Raw genomic sequence first — 18,919 nt, 5'->3', positions numbered from 1 at the left:
CTATTACGCTGCTTGGACTGACCCCGCCCCGGTAGACGATCCTGCCCTATAGTTTGGACTGACCCCGCCCCGGTAGACGATCCTGCCCTATAGTTTGAGCATAGGAGGAGCGTATGGGCACACCACGATTTACACCTGAATTTAAGGAAGAAGCCGTCCGTCAGATAACAGAACGCGGTTATTCCGTTGCCGAAGTATCCGACCGTCTGGGCGTTTCTGCACACAGCCTCTACAAGTGGCTACGGGCTATCAAACCTGATAACAGCGAACAGCATGCCCGGGATTTACTGGAAGCCAAAAGCGAGATCCTGAAACTCCGGGCGCAGCTAAAACGCACCGAAGAAGAACGGGATATCCTGAAAAAGGCCGCGCGGTACTTTGCAAGGGAGCCCGACTGAAGTACCGCTTTATCAATGAACACCGCACTGTATGGGGTGTGATGACGATGTGTCGGGTACTGAATGTCGCCCGGGCCGGGTTCTATGCGTGGCTGCACAACCCGGTCTCGGTGCGTGATAAAGATAACCAGCGTCTGCTGATGCTTATCCGCGACTCATATTCACTGAGCGGAGGCGTATACGGTTACCGGCGGGTTCATGGCGACCTGAACGAAATCGGGGAAACCTGCGGCAAAAACCGGGTGGGTCGTATTATGCAACAAAACCGGATCAAAGCCGTACGCGGCTATAAAGCGCCGCGTCGTATCGCCGGCCGGCCTTCAGTGGTTGCCCCTAATCGCGTGCAGCGGCAGTTTACTGTTGTCCGGGCCAATCAGGTCTGGGTCACAGATATTACTTATATCCGCACCTGGCAGGGCTGGCTGTATCTGGCGGTGGTTATCGATCTCTTCGCCCGTAATGTGGTCGGCTGGTCGATGAAGCCCACTCTCTCACGCGAACTGGCACTCGACGCGCTGATGATGGCCGTCTGGCGGCGAAAACCGGACGGCGAGGTCATCGTGCACTCAGACCAGGGCAGCCAGTACGGCAGTGACGACTGGCAGCGCTTCTGCCGGGCTAATAACCTGGCCCCGAGCATGAGCAGGCGTGGCAACTGCTGGGATAATGCGGTGGCCGAATCGTTCTTCAGTTCGCTGAAAAAAGAGCGGATCAGAAAACGCATCTATAAAACCCGGGATCTGGCCCGGGCCGATATCTTCGATTACATTGAAGTGTTCTACAACCGGGCCCGGCGCCACAGTCACCTCGGCGGCCTCAGTCCGGAGGCCTTCGAACAGGCCTCATCGTGAGGACAGAATTTGTCTACGGGCGTGGGGTCAGTCCAATTCCCCCACGGGCAACTCAGATCGAGACGGGTTGGAACGGTCATCATAGGGAGAAGCAGTAGGTAGCGTTCAAGAGACCGAAAGGAAATGAGAAGCTATAGGATGCTAAACAAGTACGCGAGACGAAAATCAGAGAGTTTTGCTTAAGAGGTGTATTTGTAAATACTTGATTTAAATGGTGCCGATAATAGGAATGGAACCAAACTCACAAACTACTGATAAAGATGAATATTTCACATTTCGAATAATCACATGCCCCCAATAATGCCCCCACTATCACCGAAGCTCAAAAACACGCATAACATATGCACCAATGCCCCTATCATCCCGAATCTGGTTTTGGGCGAGCTTGTAGCTAATGGTATGCCATTTAGTAGAAGCATCTGGTCCGTTTAGAATTGAAGCACTTCAAGCTATAGCTATACCTCTACACTTCAAAGAAGATGAAATACGCCAGCGCTCTTCAAGTCCTATAGATTCTTCTTGCGATATCACTCTATGTACGTATGTCCTCTGATTGCCGAGGCAAGATACTTCAATAGTTTTCTGGCAACTCAAAAGCGAGCACTCAAAATCCCCTGCAAAAGCTTTTTGCCATTACCTTGATGATTTAATGAAGGTAAGAACCTTATAGCTTCAAAAGGGATAAAGAGGTTGAAATCGCTTAAAAAATGATCAATTTTGTTGGGGGGTTTGTTCGCTTTTGACTGGTCGGAGAAAGTGTAATGGGTGATGAAAGTCAGAAAAATCATAAAATTAGAGTCGCTCAGTATCTGAGGATGTCCACAGACCATCAACAATTCTCAATCGACAATCAGGCTCTTTATCTAAAAAAATATGCAGAAGATCACAATATGGTGATTGTAGAAACTTATGATGATGAAGGTAAAAGCGGAGTCTCCGCTTCAGGTAGAAAAAACTTCAACAGACTAATAGAAGATGTCGTTACAGGAAGAGTAAAAATAGAAGCTGTTCTTGTTTATGATGTCAGTCGGTTTGGTCGATGGCAAGATAATGATGAGGCAGGGCATTATAGTTATCTACTAAAATATCATGGGGTTAGGATTATTTATTGTGCTGAGAACTTACCAGATGAATCGCCTGAAATCCAAATGCTTACACTTCCTGCTCTTAGATATGCTGCTGGTGCTTTCAGTAGGAATCTTTCAGTAAAAGTTTTTGCGGGACACGTAAACCTTGTTAAAAGGGGATACTATCAGGGAGGAATACCAGGATATGGATTAAGAAGAAAGTTAATTGATAATAACAATAGACCAAAAATGATACTTTGTCCTGGTGAAAGAAAGAGCCTGCAAACTGACCGAGTAGTTCTTACCCCTGGTACAAAAAAAGAAATAAAGCTGGTAAAAAAGATATTTAATATGTTTATTTTTGATGGATTAAATGAATATCTTATCGCAACAAAACTAAACAGAGAGGGGTATACATATAGTGATAAAACAGAATGGAACAGGAGCAGAATACATTCAATTCTAATTAATATTCGCTACACAGGGAGATACACTTATAATCGTACTTCACAGAAATTGAACGCCCAAAGAATTCAGAATCCACAAGAAGAATGGATCGAATATGATTCATTTTTCAAGCCTATAATTTCACCAGAGAAATTTAGATTAGCTAAAGAAATCATTGACAATCGTTCAAAAAAAATGACCAATGAAGAAATACTTAATTTTTTGAAAAAAGTTCTCATTAAACATGGTAAAATTTCAGGTTTTATTATCGATGAAGATGATAATGGTCCGTCGAGTAGTGTCGTAGCAAGTCGTTTTGGTGGGCTTTTGAATGCCTATAAACTCATCAATTACACACCAGAAAGAGATTATCGATTTATAGAAATAAACTCAGCCTTAAGGGTTAGACATGCCGACACTATTAAGACAATATGCAAGGAAATTACAAATAGTGAAGTAACAATATCTGAAAATAAACTCATTACGATCAATAAAAGCTTAACCTTTACCATAATACTTGCACGCTGTAGAAAAACCTCTACAGATAAATGCAGATGGATTGTGAGATTAGACAGAAGCATTAATTCTGACATCAACATAATTGTAAGGATGAATAGCCTTAATAGCGTCCCCCTTGATTACTATATCCTCCCTTCTATTGATTCATTTGAAAATGAATTAAACCTAAAAGAAAATAACAGCCTTCTCTTTGAGATGTATCGATTCGACGATATCAACATATTTTTTAAAATGCTTTCGACCAATAAAAAGGAAGTAGCTTAAATGAAAGATGATCAAATCCACATGATTAAGATATCCGACATAAAAGTAGTCATCCCACGTTCACGAAATAAACTTCGACATTCGGAAATTACTGAAAGTATCGACGCAAGTGGACTGAGAAAGCCAATAACCGTACGTCGAATCGTGGACAAAAAGTATCAATTCGCTTTAATTTGTGGTCAAGGAAGGCTCGAATCATTGACAGCTCTAGGAGAAGAATTAACACCAGCAATCGTACTTGATATAGATGAAAACAAAGCCTACATAATGAGTCTGGTTGAAAATATGGCAAGAGTAGTTCCTCGTGCTGGTGAACAGTTCCAACGTATAAAGGAAATGACAGAGCAAGGATTAACCAATAAGGAAATATCTAACTCGACTGGATTATCATTACACTGGATAACAAGTCTGACAATGCTTATCAGTAAAGGTGAAAATAAATTATTATCCGCTGTAGAATCAGGAAGCATACCTATCTCGCTTGCTGTTGAGATTGCAAGAGTCGATTTTGAAGGTGGTCAGGAATTGTTAATTAAAGCATTTGATAAAGGTCTAATAAAACACAAAGATGTAGGAAAAATACGTGAGATACTTGACTCACGAGATGAAGGCTTGAAAGGATACCTAAATAATAACTTTGGGATAACAAAGAAAAAGAAAAAAATGACTACAGATGAATTAAAAAAAATCTATCAAGATAACATTTCTCAGCACAGAAAGATTAAAAACAAAGCAGAATACGTTGAGATGAATTTGTTGATAGCAAATCAAATCTTTAAAGAACTTGTCAATGATGAAGAGTTTTTACGGATATTAGATGAAGAAAGCCTAAATGAAGTAGTAAATATTATAGTTAAAAACACGACCAATTGAGGTGCAAAATGATTAAATATTGCTTTAGTGAAAAAACAATCACTTTCAAATTATCTGATCTTGTTCATACTAAAAAGCTGCCTACTAACTTCAAAAATAGTAAAAAATATTCCCAGATCAAAAGCACCATATCAGCGTTGGGACTTGTTGAACCGATATTAATTTACATCGATCAAAGTGATAAAACTGCTAAAATAATCGATGGACACCTTAGAGTCGAAGCACTAAAAGATATTGGGGAAGATAAAGCAAACTGCCTAATTTCAACTACATATGACACTTATACACCGAACAAAAAAGTTAACCGTATAACAATTATACAAATACAGAGAATGCTGAAAGAAGCTGTAAGAGTGGGAGTGCCTGAAGAAATGTTATGTACATCATTAAATATAAGTATAGATTCTCTAAAAACCAACATGTCCGTATTGAAAGGGATATGCCCTCAAGTAGTTGATTTATTTAATGATAAAGATATTCCCATAAATACTTTTAGAGTTTTAAAAAGAATGGTTCCTTTCAGACAAATAGAATGTGCTAATTTAATGATAAGGTTTGATAATTACTCAAAACTTTTTGCTGAGTCTCTATATCATAGTTCCTCCCCTGAGTTGTTAATTGACAAAACTAAAAATAATATAGATACAAAAACTGGTAATAGAAAAGCTATTGAACGACTTGAGAAAGAAATGGCTCAGGTTCATTTTGACACGCAATCAATACAAGAGAGTTATGGCTCAAATAGCTTGAAACTGACAATTCTCATTTCTCACATTAAAAAACTTCTTGAGAACCCTAAAATATTTCACTGGCTCCTTAGGAACAAAAATGAATACCTTAATGAACTGACTAAAATCTCTGACATTGATAAATTAAATTGAATCTTATTTTTTTTGGGGTTTACAAATTTTCTTTTTATAAATTGTGGGGTCTACATCTATCTTGCAGATCCTAACTTCGTATCCGAAATTAGAAATAGTTTTATTAAAATTCTTCAAATTTATCTTAGAAAACAAAGGCAAGTCATCTGGGAGGTTTTTACTTGTGGCAATCGCGAAAACTATTTTGTATTTCTGAGCCTCTGGCCTTAATGTATGGTCAGCTAATTTTATATGCGCTGGCAATTTTTCATTAAGCTTTAATCGAAATTCAGAATCGCTTATGAAAAGTTCAGAGCTTATAAATCCTTGTGAAAATAGATGGCTCATGCTTTGCGCACCGCTATAATATTTCACATGAATAAAATCAGTTGCACCTCTAATAATATCGCAAAATTCAATTTTACTTCGCCCACCACCATGATATATGAACTTTTGATCCATATGAGTAAAGCTTTGATCAGCAAGACAAGTTTCTTTATTGTATTGCTCTTCTCTTTTATAAGAATAAATCGGGAATTTGTCGGCTTCCTCATACAGCTTAATTCGTTTAATTTCATTATCAATGGTGGAAACAAACTTTCTATCAGCCACGTACCAAATTGAATCTCTCAGGATATAGTTTTGATCACCTTCCTTTATCTCAGCATACAGACATCTATAAAGAGACCATTTTTTTAAAGACTGATAATCTGCATCTAAAACATGCAAACTGCTTCCTTTGAGATCATTTAAAGTAATTTCAATCTTTTTACTTTCAAAATACTCACAAATATGACTAACCGACAAACTTTCATAAATCATGCTTCTTTGCCGCTTCTCAAAACAATAGCCTATCTGATTCTCCCAATCTACAATTTCAGGTTCACCCAGCCATATGTCATTAAAATCTTTTGCTTTTATTAAATCGACCAGAATTGAATCAAGTATCTCAACTTCTGCTTCATCTGCCTCTTTTATATTATTAACCCATTCAAACTCTTCAGGGAGAGGCTGCGAATAAATGGAGTCTATTTTATTTAACAACTCCGGGATGGATTTCAGGTCAATATCAGGCATAATTACAAATGCATCTTTACCCGTTATTTTATTACCTAAAACATCTTCAGTGGAAGTCCCTGTCAGAGTGGTAAGTATATCCATCTCGGAATCAATTTTAAGGTTAAAAATATCAACCTCTTTACTACTTTGACTACGAGTTAATAGATTTGTTTCATTATGGCTGCCTTTATCCAAACTACGAATTTTGTTATGTTCAATACAATTAAGTGTAGTTTTAAGACCAAAACCTTTGACAATACTATTATCATTAATTAAGTGATGCCCTGTCCCGAAAGGAATTAGATATCTTGAGTTATTCATTTCAACAACCAAGACTGCACCAGTGCTACTATTTTTCCCGAAGAAATTATGATCCAATTCTGGCTTTTGGCTTGTAAATAAAGTTGTCCACTCAGGAGGCTTGGGATCTAAGAATTGTTTTGCATACAAATACACCCTAGCCTCATCTATGTTGAACTCAATCGGATTTCTCACTCTCTCCAAATTCAAAACTTTTTCAATATCATCATTGAATCTTTTTGCTTTATATATTGAGAGTTTAATCTTCATTTCATTCCATCCTGAAATCTTTAGCGGGCCAGAATATTTAACGAGTTCAATAATTGAGTATCCAGTGTTTCAGTTGCAGGCGTTGGTAGTCCCTTCGCAATTCGGTAATTTTTTATAGACTGCCTTGTGGAGGGCCCCATTATGCCGTCAATATTCCCGTTGTAATAACCGTTGTCCAGCAAAGCGAATTGAACCCGCATGATTAAGCGCTTACGCTTCTCTGTACCAGAAGTAAGCTCATTACTTGCACGGTTAGCTTCTGTAGTTCCAACTGAATTCGTAGTAGTAGAGTTAATATTGTCGTTAGAACGAAGCGAACGCACAGAGGAAGAGGACGATGAGGAACTTGTTCCTGAACTTGAAGACCCAGATGAACTTGGTGAGCTGTATGTTTTTGGATAATAAGGAGTGCTGCCACCATAGTACCCGCCACCTGATGATGAACGGTGAGAACTATGGCTCCGATGGGAGCTATGACTGCGATGCCCTGCAATGTAGAATGGAACTTCGGTGTTAAGTGGTGCGATCACTAAATCATGTTCATTAAGAGTCATACCAGGCAAATCACTTGCTCCGGTAGATGAATCACTTGCCCATACAGAATTATTGAGTGCTAAAAATCCCGGAAGTAGAGCAGCAAAATTAAATTTTTTCATAAAATTGGTCTCGGTGGTTGATGAAAACGGCCTGTTGAGGAACTGAAATAACCAGCACAGGAAGACTTCTGAGTGCATTCATCACATTCTTTCGGATAGTAATTTTTCCAATCAGAGATCGACTGAGCAGCAAGCTCCCAAGCTCTTTCAGGAAGATGACACAAAGGATAATTAAAAATTGTTAGAGGTATGCCTGACCTGTGTGCAGCGTCTATGGCGGAGGTTATTTTCTCACTATAACTGCTGTGCTCAATGAAGATTGTTGACCAGTTCTTTCGTGCCCAACCGATAGATTCCAGCCCCATAAGGGAAATCTGATTAATGTTGGAGAACACTCGGCCAACGAAGTCTACAATATCATCCAATTCTGTATAGTTAGCCAGTGTCGGAATAACTCTAAGTTCGATATTAATCCCTGAGTTTCCTGCATTGATTACCCCCTTAACCGTTTCATTAAATGCGCCATCACTCCCTACCAGATGATCATGCACAAGTGGTCTTGATGAGTAGAGCGGGATACCAAAGGTGATTTTGATCTTTTTGCTTCGCTTTGCCATTTCCTGAGTAAAGTTGATATCAGCAAATTTGCGTCCGTTTGTTAAAACATGCAAAGCAGTATCTGGTGAATTCTCGATGATAAAATCAATGAAGTGAAGGAAATCATCTCCATACAGCAAAGGTTCTCCACCGCTGACCCCAACAACTCCATCCAAACCAAATGAAGCTATAGCAAGAGCTGATTGGGTAAGTAGCCAGTCATCATTTGATTTCTTTGGTGGCTGCGAACAAAACAGACATAAGTTATTGCAGCGTTCCGTTACTAAGACAGTATTATGATTGGCTCTGCGGGACAGAATTACGCGTATCATATTGCCATTGTTGATTATCCCAATATCTCCATCTTCAATTGACTCATATAATTCAGTGCTAATAACAGAGAAATCAAAGTATGGTTGAATGGCATCATTATTGCCTTCAGCAACTACCAGTAAATTGGGCAAAAAGAATAAAGGGTTCATTGGTTTTTGTTTGCATAACCGATAGAACCCCGTGGGCACATTCTTTTTTGAAGCAAAATGAAAGATATCGTTCCTAATAACCTCAGACATATGCCCATCCTTTTAGCATCTCAGCCTTCGGACCACCTTCTGAGATGCAGTTCATCAGATACCTGAACATCCCCTTGTGATACTGACAAAACGTTGAACGACTCCTATCACCAACAGGCTCACCCTGTACACTTATGTTCTGGCATGGATCTGCACCGCAAAATGGTTGATATGCACATGTATCACAACCTGGCAGAGCAAAATTGAACGATGAACTCAACACTGCGTTATAGTAAGGACTCTTAGAAAATGATAGCGTTTTAACCTCACCCGCACTGAACTCCGTTTCAGGGTTCACCTTCTGCAACATACGGCTCTCATCGCTACCATATACTCGACCGTCATAATTGAAAAGAATACTGTTAAGCACGACCCCGCTTGGCGACTTTAAATCCGCATAACCACTAAAGCCGGGATTGAAGATCCTTTTCAGATGAATGGAGGCCGAATGTTCCACAACCCTTATCCCTTCATTATTCATCTTAAGGATTTCATCTATCAACGAGGCATAGAAACTGAAGTATTCCTCCATAGAAAATGTGAACGATGCTTTTTGTGCAAACCCATAGGGACTAACAGGTCGGATAAACATATCCTTGAGGCCAAGAGACAAGTGAGCCTGGACAATTGATTCAGGGTGCCTAATGAGATCTTTAGTAACTGTAGTAACCGTTGCAACGCGACCAGCGCCTAAAGACCGTTTGATAGCCTCTACCCCTGACACTGTTCTACTGTAAGCAAGCCCATGACCAAGAATTCGATTACTGTTGTGAACAACTTCCTCACCATCAAGCGAAACAGAGAACGTTATGTTCCTGTCTCTCGACCATTCAAGCATATCCTCATTCAAGACAGACAGGCTTGATGCTACCACCATCTCAAAATCGGTGCTTCCCAGCGTTTCAGCACATTGCTCATAGATAGACTGAATTAAATCGAACCGCAAGAGTGGCTCTCCACCCTGTATCTCTATCTTGTAAGGTGGAGTTGATAGTTTTTTGATAGTAGAAATGATATCAGGGATGAGAGCGGGATCTAGATCATAACCAGAGGCGTTCACGGAAGCTCTACTGACCTGACAATACTTGCAGGTATGGTCGCAACGTAATGTGGGCACAATCATGAAAATTGGCCTGATCGCCAGTTCATTCATCAATCGTTTTGCAAAAGCAGAACTTAAAGCATAGGGAGCAATAGCTGATGAGCTTTCGTTGGTTATGAACAGCTTGCTTTCAAGTGCGTTTGATTGTTCCGCACTGATTTGCTCATCAGAAAGATCAAGCAGCTCTTGCTCATCAATGAAGTGATGAAAACCAGCGAGGTTGCTTATAAACACCTGTCCATTAGGCAATCTGTCAAAATTGAATGGCATCAATTCCATCACGAAAGCCTTTCATCGACACTGCGAAGCACTTTATGGACAATAGAATCTCTCAACGCCCCTGTTTTATGCTGTAGTTTTTCTCGCAAAGTGTAATCATTCAGCAGCCTCTCGAATTCATAGAGGCATTCGGGACTATCGTTTTCAAAAGAGATTGTCCAAGAGGATATATCTTCACAAAGCTTCCACTGAGTAAGCGAAGTCATCCAGTACAGGCTATTGCGTATAACCCATTCAGTATAAACATCTTTTTTTAACATCCTTTCGCACATTGCCATTGCCTCACAAAGCTAATAATCACAATCAGCAACCGCTTTAAAGCGGATTTTTCCTATAGAAATGAGGATACACCATTTAATTAATATGTTACAGGATGTTTGCATCTGAATGGCGACTCTGATAAATGATGTTGCTTATCCTATGATAACCAATAATGTTTTCTAATTATCATATGCCGCTTGAACCGGCAAACAGCTAAGAAGCTAACATGATGTTAAAACGCGGGGGTTTCAAAGAGTTGTTGGTGGCTCATAGTATGAGATGTATCCCTACAGTAATCACAATGCGCAAGAATTCTGTACTGACTTAATCGAAGAAGCGTGTGCCAGTAGCGTTGACACCATTGATGTCAGGGAAGCCTACACTCGCTTTCAATACGTTGAGCAACTTAGAGAGATGATGAGCTGTTGGGGGTGTGTATGAACATCTTACTTCTTATGAGAGGACAAGTATGGGCGCAATTCTTATCAACGCAAGCATAAGCTATAAGCGAATGATGCAGCAGTACTTTTTCGTATAGCTCATCTTATCGACATACAGGAATATCTATCGATTCCCCTAAGGATCGGTATACCTATGAAATACTTCATTGGAGATTCTATCAATGAATGCATATATATTTTAGATCCAAGAGATTTAAAATATATTGTTCCAAATATTTTATGTTGTTGTTTTTATGCATATCTCGTTCTTCAGATAATTTATTCAGGTACTTTTCAACCAAATATTGTGGTATATGCGAAGTAACAGGCATTGAAAGTATGGTGTATTGTAATGCATAAAATGATTTTTTTAATTCCATGTTTGATAAAAATTTAATATATGGTTCCCAATCATTGTTGTCAAAATCATTACTCATTTCTATTACATGTAAAAATCGTTTTATATATTTGTCAGTGAATACATCAATAGATAAATCATTTTTATTAAGTTTATTATTTTGAAATAGTTCAGTGTGAATTACATTATTATCATATAATTCATAATATATAAAGTTTGATTTTGCTTGTGCTCTTAATAAATTCATCTTAGTAATTAAGTACATATTATCAAAACTTTCAGGGATAGGTTTTACATCATCGTAAGAAAAAAAGGCATGTTCGAATCCATTAAAATATATACGACGCTCAGAAGATATTAGTATTTTATTAAAATCCAATTCATTGAACATATTTTTACCTCTATTTATTATTATTTTATATTTTTATAATCTAATATATTTTTTTGTCAATTTTAAAAAGGTTGTTCTATTTATTTAACTTGGCTATAATCAGATTTCATTCCGTTGATCGAGGTGAGTTATGGCACAGCACAGATATAAAATACTATCGATATGTGTTCCTTATTTATTCTATCCCGTCCCGAAGAAAGCATTCGATTCTTTAAACAAAAATGAATTAAGTATATGCCCAAAAGACTTTATTACTGTTTATGTAGTTATAGACACAGAAGGATCAGATAAATCAGATATCTTTATTTCCCTTACAGAAGCTAAAAATAAATGCTTAGAAAAAAACAATAAAGTATTTAACGAAAGTAAAATCCCTCGACTTACACTTGATTTACCATCAAATTGGCGTCAATACATAGTAACACAAAACAAACCTAAACTTGAATATGATATTGATGACACTACATTGTTAAATGAAATTTCAAATGCAGAAAAAGATATAATGCTTTCATTATTAGAAGAAAGAAAGTTAATGTTAAGAGATCTATTCTCTGGTATGAAAGAAGATTATAGAATAAAAAAAGATGCTTCTGTTAACAACGATCCTTCAATAGTTCCTAAATCACCTAAGATTTCATAAAAATAAAAGCAAGGGCTAACTCATCGAAGCGCTACGCTGCTTCTTCGAGTTCCCCTTGTTTTTTCCGCCCTTCGGTTGAAAAAAATTAAAAGCAAAATCAAGACAATACATTGACATTATTCGCTTCTATCATATAAATAAATTAAGCATAAGGAATATGCTTAATTTATTTAATTATATGTTATATGAAAAGGAGTTCATATGGTCGAGAATAATACTTTTAATAAGATCGTTGTGAGTATGCATTCCCGTAATAGAAGCGTTAACGAAGCGAAGCTCTCACACAACCAGCTTCGTTCTCATTGCGTCAGTGTCAGATTAAATGATGAAGAGCTAACGCTTCTCAATGAGAGACGTGGCCGTCATCGTAAAGGCGAGTGGCTTCGCTTATCTTTACTTAATAAACTTCCTGCTGTCGTTCCAGCTATCAATATTGAAGCCTGGAAAATCCTTGGTGAGATTTCGCAGAAGCTGAACAAACTTGTCGCTCATCTGGATAACAAAAGCCAGGGAAGCTCTCTGACGCAAACAGAACTATTCGCAGTGAAGCGCCAGATCTCTGAGCTTCGCATAAATCTTGTTGGTGCAGATCTATGGGGAGAAAGAAATGAATGAAAGGGATGCAAAAAATCAAAAGAGGAAAAACCTTTAACGGGCTAATTTCTTATTTATTAAAACCCGCTTCGCACCATAAATCAGCTCCATATGTGATCGGCGGCAATGTCATAGAAAGCTTCGCAGAAGCGTTAAGTGCAGAGTTCAACACAACGAAGCTTCTACGTTCTGATGTCAGTAAACCCGTATGGCATAATTCTTTGCGTCTTCCTGCGGGTGAGCATCTAACTACTGAACAATGGGTTGAGGTCGCAGATGACTACATGAAGCGTATGGGCTTCTCTGAGACGCATCTACGAGCTTATATACTTCATGACGATAAGGCCGGTCAGCACATCCATATCATCGCCAGTCGCATCGAACTCAGTTCGGGGAAGCTCTACCTTGGAAAAAATGAAAATCTCATCAGCACCCGCATCATCCAGCAGCTAGAACTCGACTATTCACTGACCAGAACCAAGGGTAAGGGTCTGGAATTCTTAGTATCACCATCCACAGCTTCGCCCTCACCTGAACCGAAACGCAAAAAATCACGTAATGAAGCGATGATGGAGAAAAGGACTGGTGAGCTATGCCCTAAAACCATCATCCAGAACGCTCTGGAAGTATTCCTTGCCGATAAACCGTCAACCACTGAGTTTGTGCATCAGCTTAACGCACAAAACATCAGAGCAATCCCGAACATCGCTTCTACTGGACGCATGAACGGCTTCTCATTCGAATACAACGGGATTGCTTTCAAAGCATCTCAGCTTGGCAAAAGCTATTCCTGGACAGCTTTACAGGACAAACTCGATTATCAGCCGGAACGCGATAATGCTTTCCTGTTTAAACTGAGAGCATCTGTCAGTGAAACGCCTTGTATGTTCATGACTCCTGACGCTCCTGAAATCACAACAGCAGCCGTTAACAGCCCCATAGAAGCGCTTATCCATGATAACCATAACCGTGCTGGTCAGGACGAATACACTAACGCTTCTGTAAAGCAGCTTCACTTAGAAGCAGGTGCTGGTGCTCAAGAAGCGTTTGCAACCGAAGCGGTAAAAGAAGCCTCTAAGCAAAGCTATATGGTTTCAATGTTCAGATGGTTAGAAACCATCCCCTATCTCAATACCATTATTACCATCTTCAAAAACCTCAAAATCCCAACCCTTAAACGCCCTCTAAAATACAAAACCATCACTGACGTGAGAGTGATAGAGATAACGCCTCTCCCCAAAAAAAATCTTATTGTATCAGCACCTCAATCCAGAAGAGCTTCGCTTTCAATGTAGGGCTGGCAAGCCTTTTTTGATAGATACAGGCCAATCAATCGATCGTTTATACCGATCGATATTCTAGTATTGATAGTCAATATCTATCATTAATCTTTAATCGATCGGTACAAGTGATTTGCCTTTCCTGTAAACCCAGTCAAAATGTGATTTCACACCAAAAAATATAACAGACTGATTTAACTAGCCTATTTACGTAGTCAACTAACATGCAGGTTTTGAAATGGCAGATACCATCTCATCTGTAGTCCCTGATTTCTTCATACATCGAATATGAATTTCACATCTAACACAAAGGAACTTGTATGAGTATCTCCACCACGAAACACCGCAATGAAGAAGTCAACGTTAGTCTTTCTGATCGTCGGAAAGCAGAGATTACGGCCCCCAGGTTTGAACTTTTTGGTGAAACTTACACGTTTGTTGAGACTTTCTCTGGCACTGTCATTGATTCAAACCCAGGCAATAACCAGATCTGGGTAAAAAGCAACGCTGGGGATGAGAGGCAGATTCCCGACTACGGTATCCCGTTCAGAAGTTCACACACTATCCATAAATACGAGCTTCGTCAGTATGGTAAAAATAGCTCATGTTATGTTCATAATAATGCCCTAATTATTAATAAGAACACAGGTGAAAACGATGTAAACTTAAAAAGGAAAACCATTATTATCCCCGCTTTTCTGACAATGCTATTTCATAATGCTTCGACGACATCTTTCTTCAGAGCAATGCCTGTTCCGAAGTGGTTTTATATTCTCTTCACTTTGCTCTGCATGGCTTCATTCATTGCATTTTGTTCATTGCTCGTAGGATTCAAAGACGGATATGTGTGGGATGAGCACAAGTATATGTGGTTTACATATTTCCTCTCAAGGATCGGAAGTTTCGTTTGTATTAAATGGATTAAAAGAAGAAGCGAGAGGTTTGATCATGAACTCAGAAATCTTATCGATTTAGTAAAAAGCTAAAAATTATAAGCAACAAAGAGTTAGCCCGTAGATTCCTACTACGGGCTTTTAAAATAATCACAATCCATATTTTCTTTTCTTCTCTTTGATGGATAATCCTCTTTTTAGGGTCGAAGCCTCATATTTCTTTTTCTCATTAGCATAGACTTTCTCTGTTCGGCTACCATTACTGACTATAAAGTTAATCAATGAAGAACATACATGCTTCATACGCTCTTTGTTGATCAAATTATCATCCAGTTTATTTATATGACTATAATATGAAAGTAGCAGAAAGGTTAAAACGACCTCCCTGTTTGAAAAAGTTAGCTTTTCTATTTCAGGCTGGTATTTAATGTAAAACCCGGCACAAAACAGATATGATTGCTCTATAATTTCCTGTTCTTCAAAGCCTGATTCCGTAAGTTTATCAACGAATCGATCAAGCAGAAGAAGATACCTTTCCATGAGATTAATATTTATTTTTTTCATAATATGCATCCTTGCAATTTATTTTTGTCTTCCTGACAATTAAAGAAATATCATAATTATTAATGATGTCAATAGTTAAAACCTATCAAATTATATTTAAATATCTTTTACAGGTAAGGGTCTATTAAGCTCTTCAACAGTTATTTGCTTCAAATGAGAATTATAAAGCCATATCTTGAACTGCTCTAAATATCTGTTATTTAATGCTATCAAAGCTTCGTTTTCAGTTTCGAGCCTTTTTATTCTCTGACAAGCGATTTCTAAATTGGCAGGTTTAATAGAACATGTTTTTTTAATACCAAGCTTGAGAATCTTCTTTTTTGAATTAAAACAATCCGAAACCTTGACATGACTACTTAAAGATTGTCTTGAAGGTCTCTTACCAATGATCTTTACTAACTTGTCGCATAAAGCATCCCAGGTTAGCTTCTCATCTTTATTCCAGTTATTTATAACATTTATTATGCTTTTTTCATCATAACCAGTAATATGTTTAGCCATTTACTCTCCTTTTATAATTTTATTTTGAAACTCATACCATTTTTCAGCATTGACATTCCCATCATTTTTATCATGATACGTTTTTTCAATAATTTTATTATGAATTACCAATAGTCGGTCATCATCCTTTCCAGAGTCTTGTATTGGATAATAACCACATATGTCAAAAGCATATGAGTGCTTGCAGTAACCGTGCTTAGTAACGAGCACAGCTCCATCATTCAATGAATCGAAATCAGTTATATCCATGATAGCTATTTCTTTTTTTCTATGCCTATTACTTGCCTCGATTGTCGTTTTTTCTCTTATGAGCTTAGTCATTTGTAAGTGTGATCGGTGATCATAGGAAACATTTTGTGAGACCAACTTTCTTCCAGACCATCGAGCGATGCTGAACTCATCCATGCCATTAATTTGAGAAAAAGTATTCAGCAGATGCCTTAATTGATGAGTTCTAATAGAATATGGAATACCATCCTCATTGATATAGCCGTGTCTTTTGAACAGGTTTGTTGTGCCTTTAATACTTGCAAAAGCATTAATATCCATCCTAAAAAACTCAGCCGTGGGTTTGAAAAAAGATGTAAAATCTTTTCTTGTCTTCTGACACAGTTGCCTGTCAAATAAAAGACATAAAGCATTTGAATATTTAATTCTTTTTTCTTCATCATACCAAGGAAAATTCTGAGGCTTTGTGGTAACGAGTGCAAATTTGGATGGATCAGTGCCTTGGCCTTCCATTGTCCTTGAGGCAAACCTTGCATTGCTGGACAGTTTTTTTAATCGGGCTATCGCCTTTTGAGCTATAGGGACCATTACTGTAGGAATCCATTTGATATCCCCAGCATAACCCTTTGCTGAAAAAAATCTTAAACCATATCGTTCAATGCCTTTGTCATCTTTTTCAATAATCTCACAATCCGCTGGAAGACTTAAAATTTCTGAAATTCTTCCTGGAGCACACATGAGTAGTGCAAGAACAGAAGTAGTGAAAATGTCCCTTGTAGACAATTGGCTTTCATCTTTTGAGAAAATCTCAGCAATAGCTATTACGGATTTTATGTCTGGTAGTTTTGAGTGTCCTTCGAGTGAAGGTTCATAACCTTTCCAGCTCTGAGTTATTTTATGTCTTAACGGATTTACCCAGAAAAAGTATGATGAAGTCGTCATTCTGTTTCCTGTTAAGAATGAACATAGTTTCTCAAGTTCTTTACCAATTCCAACTGCTTGTACTTTTGAATATTTGGCAGATGCTAACCTTGCACATTCATCAAATATGATATTATTGCACTTAATAATATTAGCTTCTCCGTATAATTTCAATAAAACAAACTCAATGATTTTCAACATTGACAAAGTATTTTGGTTTGACTTTGACCTGTTAAACGAGTGAATATGAAACATATAAGCTTTAGCGAAATCAATGAAACTACCATCTAATCTATCTTTGCTATTTCGATTATTATTCATGTCAAATTTATTGAATCTATAATATCTCTTCCATACATTGCTTTTCCATGAAATCGCTAACTTCGAGTTGAAAATATTACTCTTACAAAATTCAATAAATTCATCAACATTTAAACTCGGATTATTAGCATTGGCTGGCTCGAATAGTATGATATTGGTCATTGGGAACTCCAGGCTCTAAAGTTTTTACAAGTGAAACATTCAATTTGGTCATTTTTATCATTAAAAAATCCGAACGAATTTAAAATATATTCAGTAAAGAGCTTCTTGTTTTTTGACTGTTCTTCTCCAAGAAATATCTTTGATAGCGGTTCAAAAAAAGGATTAAGCATCTTGTCTATATCATGAACATTGTCTGGACAATTTTTTACGTATATCCCTGATGAGTTTATAGATTTATGGTCTAATGCTTTAGCTATTACTTCAACTGATGCACCTTCCTTTGCTAAACGAGTTCCCAGGGTATACCTAAATCGTCTTGCATTAATCCGTATAGGGCCGTTATTACTTGATGAGCCAATGTTGAATTTAGTAGTCAAATTATTTAGTCTGTTTGAGATAAAAGAATTCTTCATATGTAAAAAATCAGTTGTCATGATGGTATCTAAACTTTGTCCAGTATCAATTAATACATATTGTTTAATGTCCATGAGTATAGGTAATTCATTTTTTAAATGACTAATATTCCTCTTGACCCTATCTTCGATATGTTTCTGGTTCAGGTCAATCAAGGTTATAAGTTCCTCATACAGGCTATCGTCGATTCTCATCATGCTGAACTCACTTCTGAAGTTCTTCCTTTGTTTTACTTTCGGTATATTTAGAAAACAACCCTCTTCCGTTCTGATGAGATCTTTCGCTTTCAACGAAGTTAGCTGTGATGGCCTCCTTCCCGTTGTTGCTAATAGAATAACGTAGCAATACATAAACAGAGGGATTTTATCTTCTTTCAACAATTTCCTGATACTTTCAAGTATGATTTTCAGCTCTTCTTCCGTTAGTGGTCCACTATTCGGATCTCTTCGTTTAACGGCTTCCCCTGTTAAATTAGGTTTAATGGTTATTTTTTCCAGCATTCTTAGAGCTGAGTTATCAACTCCTTCATAACCGAGTTTTTTCCATTTACTAAGAAAATTCTTTATTGAATTTAGCTTATAGTTTTTCTCAGGGCCTAAGCTAACATTAAATTGATAAACCGCTTTGGAATTAATCATTTCAAGATCCATCAATCTTAGCCATTGGCTAAAGATGTGATTTATATTCTTTATGTAGCCTGCACTATATTCAGACGAAAAATATGCCAAGGTATTAAGATAACCAACACGCATCGACTCTGGCATTTTATCGGCAACCTTATGTGGGCAAACACAATTATTTATATCTAATTTCCATTTATTATCTGAAATCCTGAACCCATACCCCTTCATCATTGCAAAAACTACATTCTCTTTTTTTAAAGTGCTTGTTTTCATT

The 18,919-nt window shown here is 37.8% G+C and carries 18 protein-coding genes; 8 read left to right on the top strand and 10 right to left on the bottom strand.

Annotated features, from left to right (window positions below):
- The first annotated feature begins 113 nt into the window (after positions 1 to 113).
- The 4 genes from F0320_RS04140 (at position 114) to F0320_RS04125 (ending at position 5,300) form a co-directional block, all read left to right on the top strand.
- A protein-coding gene (locus F0320_RS04140) for an IS3 family transposase (RefSeq protein ID WP_221765986.1) occupies positions 114 to 1,249 on the top strand; the annotation gives its coding sequence in 2 pieces (ribosomal slippage) (positions 114 to 360 and positions 360 to 1,249; 1,137 coding nt in all).
- Positions 1,250 to 2,010: 761 nt separating this feature from the next.
- Positions 2,011 to 3,546: a recombinase family protein gene (locus F0320_RS04135; RefSeq protein WP_126502384.1), complete on the top strand. Its 1,536-nt coding sequence runs from the start codon at positions 2,011 to 2,013 to the stop codon at positions 3,544 to 3,546.
- Positions 3,547 to 4,419 carry a ParB N-terminal domain-containing protein gene (locus tag F0320_RS04130; protein ID WP_012542769.1) on the top strand — a complete coding sequence of 291 codons (873 nt, stop codon included), beginning with the start codon at positions 3,547 to 3,549 and terminating at the stop codon, positions 4,417 to 4,419.
- Between the two features lie 8 nt (positions 4,420 to 4,427).
- A complete protein-coding gene (locus F0320_RS04125) occupies positions 4,428 to 5,300 on the top strand; it encodes a plasmid partitioning protein RepB C-terminal domain-containing protein (RefSeq protein ID WP_149323981.1) in 873 nt (290 codons plus the stop codon).
- A gap of 3 nt (positions 5,301 to 5,303) precedes the next feature.
- Here the strand turns inward: F0320_RS04125 and F0320_RS04120 are convergent, their stop codons facing one another.
- From F0320_RS04120 to F0320_RS04095, 6 genes are all read right to left on the bottom strand, one after another.
- Positions 5,304 to 6,908, bottom strand: coding sequence for a TIGR04141 family sporadically distributed protein (locus F0320_RS04120; protein ID WP_012542766.1), 1,605 nt, complete (start codon positions 6,906 to 6,908; stop codon positions 5,304 to 5,306).
- 20 nt (positions 6,909 to 6,928) lie between these two features.
- Positions 6,929 to 7,564 carry a His-Xaa-Ser repeat protein HxsA gene (hxsA, locus tag F0320_RS04115; RefSeq protein WP_012542765.1) on the bottom strand — a complete coding sequence of 212 codons (636 nt, stop codon included), beginning with the start codon at positions 7,562 to 7,564 and terminating at the stop codon, positions 6,929 to 6,931.
- Positions 7,561 to 8,673: a His-Xaa-Ser system radical SAM maturase HxsC gene (gene hxsC, locus F0320_RS04110; protein WP_012542764.1), complete on the bottom strand. Its 1,113-nt coding sequence runs from the start codon at positions 8,671 to 8,673 to the stop codon at positions 7,561 to 7,563. The genes hxsA and hxsC overlap by 4 nt, the downstream gene beginning before the upstream one ends.
- Positions 8,666 to 10,054 carry a His-Xaa-Ser system radical SAM maturase HxsB gene (hxsB, locus tag F0320_RS04105; protein WP_001610844.1) on the bottom strand — a complete coding sequence of 463 codons (1,389 nt, stop codon included), beginning with the start codon at positions 10,052 to 10,054 and terminating at the stop codon, positions 8,666 to 8,668. The genes hxsC and hxsB overlap by 8 nt, the downstream gene beginning before the upstream one ends.
- On the bottom strand, positions 10,054 to 10,326 hold the full coding sequence (gene hxsD, locus F0320_RS04100; RefSeq protein WP_041165406.1) for a His-Xaa-Ser system protein HxsD: 273 nt from the start codon (positions 10,324 to 10,326) through the stop codon (positions 10,054 to 10,056). Before hxsD ends, hxsB begins: the two co-directional genes overlap by 1 nt.
- Positions 10,327 to 10,934: 608 nt before the next feature.
- Positions 10,935 to 11,504: a hypothetical protein gene (locus tag F0320_RS04095; RefSeq protein ID WP_001610847.1), complete on the bottom strand. Its 570-nt coding sequence runs from the start codon at positions 11,502 to 11,504 to the stop codon at positions 10,935 to 10,937.
- 130 nt (positions 11,505 to 11,634) lie between these two features.
- On the opposite strand from F0320_RS04095, the gene F0320_RS04090 reads away from it, so the two are divergent.
- From F0320_RS04090 to F0320_RS04075, 4 genes are all read left to right on the top strand, one after another.
- Positions 11,635 to 12,144 carry a hypothetical protein gene (locus tag F0320_RS04090; RefSeq protein WP_012542754.1) on the top strand — a complete coding sequence of 170 codons (510 nt, stop codon included), beginning with the start codon at positions 11,635 to 11,637 and terminating at the stop codon, positions 12,142 to 12,144.
- A 201-nt stretch (positions 12,145 to 12,345) separates the two neighbouring features.
- The gene (locus F0320_RS04085; RefSeq protein ID WP_012542755.1) at positions 12,346 to 12,759 is read left to right on the top strand and encodes a hypothetical protein; all 414 of its coding nucleotides are present in this window, start codon (positions 12,346 to 12,348) and stop codon (positions 12,757 to 12,759) included.
- Positions 12,756 to 14,033, top strand: a complete 1,278-nt coding sequence (locus tag F0320_RS04080; RefSeq protein ID WP_149323980.1) for a relaxase/mobilization nuclease domain-containing protein — start codon at positions 12,756 to 12,758, stop codon at positions 14,031 to 14,033. The genes F0320_RS04085 and F0320_RS04080 overlap by 4 nt, the downstream gene beginning before the upstream one ends.
- Positions 14,034 to 14,338: 305 nt before the next feature.
- Positions 14,339 to 15,004 (top strand): hypothetical protein, encoded by a 666-nt coding sequence (locus F0320_RS04075; RefSeq protein ID WP_012542757.1) that lies wholly within the window; start codon positions 14,339 to 14,341, stop codon positions 15,002 to 15,004.
- Positions 15,005 to 15,061: 57 nt separating this feature from the next.
- Here F0320_RS04075 and F0320_RS04070 read toward each other — a convergent pair whose 3' ends face one another.
- The 4 genes from F0320_RS04070 to F0320_RS04055 all read right to left on the bottom strand — a co-directional run bounded on the left by F0320_RS04070 (position 15,062) and on the right by F0320_RS04055 (position 18,918).
- Positions 15,062 to 15,475, bottom strand: coding sequence for a hypothetical protein (locus F0320_RS04070; protein ID WP_039021687.1), 414 nt, complete (start codon positions 15,473 to 15,475; stop codon positions 15,062 to 15,064).
- Positions 15,476 to 15,571: 96 nt separating this feature from the next.
- Positions 15,572 to 15,976, bottom strand: a complete 405-nt coding sequence (locus F0320_RS04065) for a hypothetical protein (protein WP_012542759.1) — start codon at positions 15,974 to 15,976, stop codon at positions 15,572 to 15,574.
- Positions 15,977 to 17,608, bottom strand: a complete 1,632-nt coding sequence (locus F0320_RS04060) for a DNA-binding protein (RefSeq protein WP_087793746.1) — start codon at positions 17,606 to 17,608, stop codon at positions 15,977 to 15,979.
- Positions 17,605 to 18,918 (bottom strand): site-specific integrase, encoded by a 1,314-nt coding sequence (locus F0320_RS04055; protein ID WP_041165405.1) that lies wholly within the window; start codon positions 18,916 to 18,918, stop codon positions 17,605 to 17,607. The genes F0320_RS04060 and F0320_RS04055 overlap by 4 nt, the downstream gene beginning before the upstream one ends.
- Position 18,919 lies beyond the last annotated feature (1 nt).

This window comes from Enterobacter dykesii (genome assembly GCF_008364625.2).
Lineage (GTDB): Bacteria > Pseudomonadota > Gammaproteobacteria > Enterobacterales > Enterobacteriaceae > Enterobacter > Enterobacter dykesii.
This window is presented reverse-complemented; position numbering and strand designations above follow the sequence as displayed.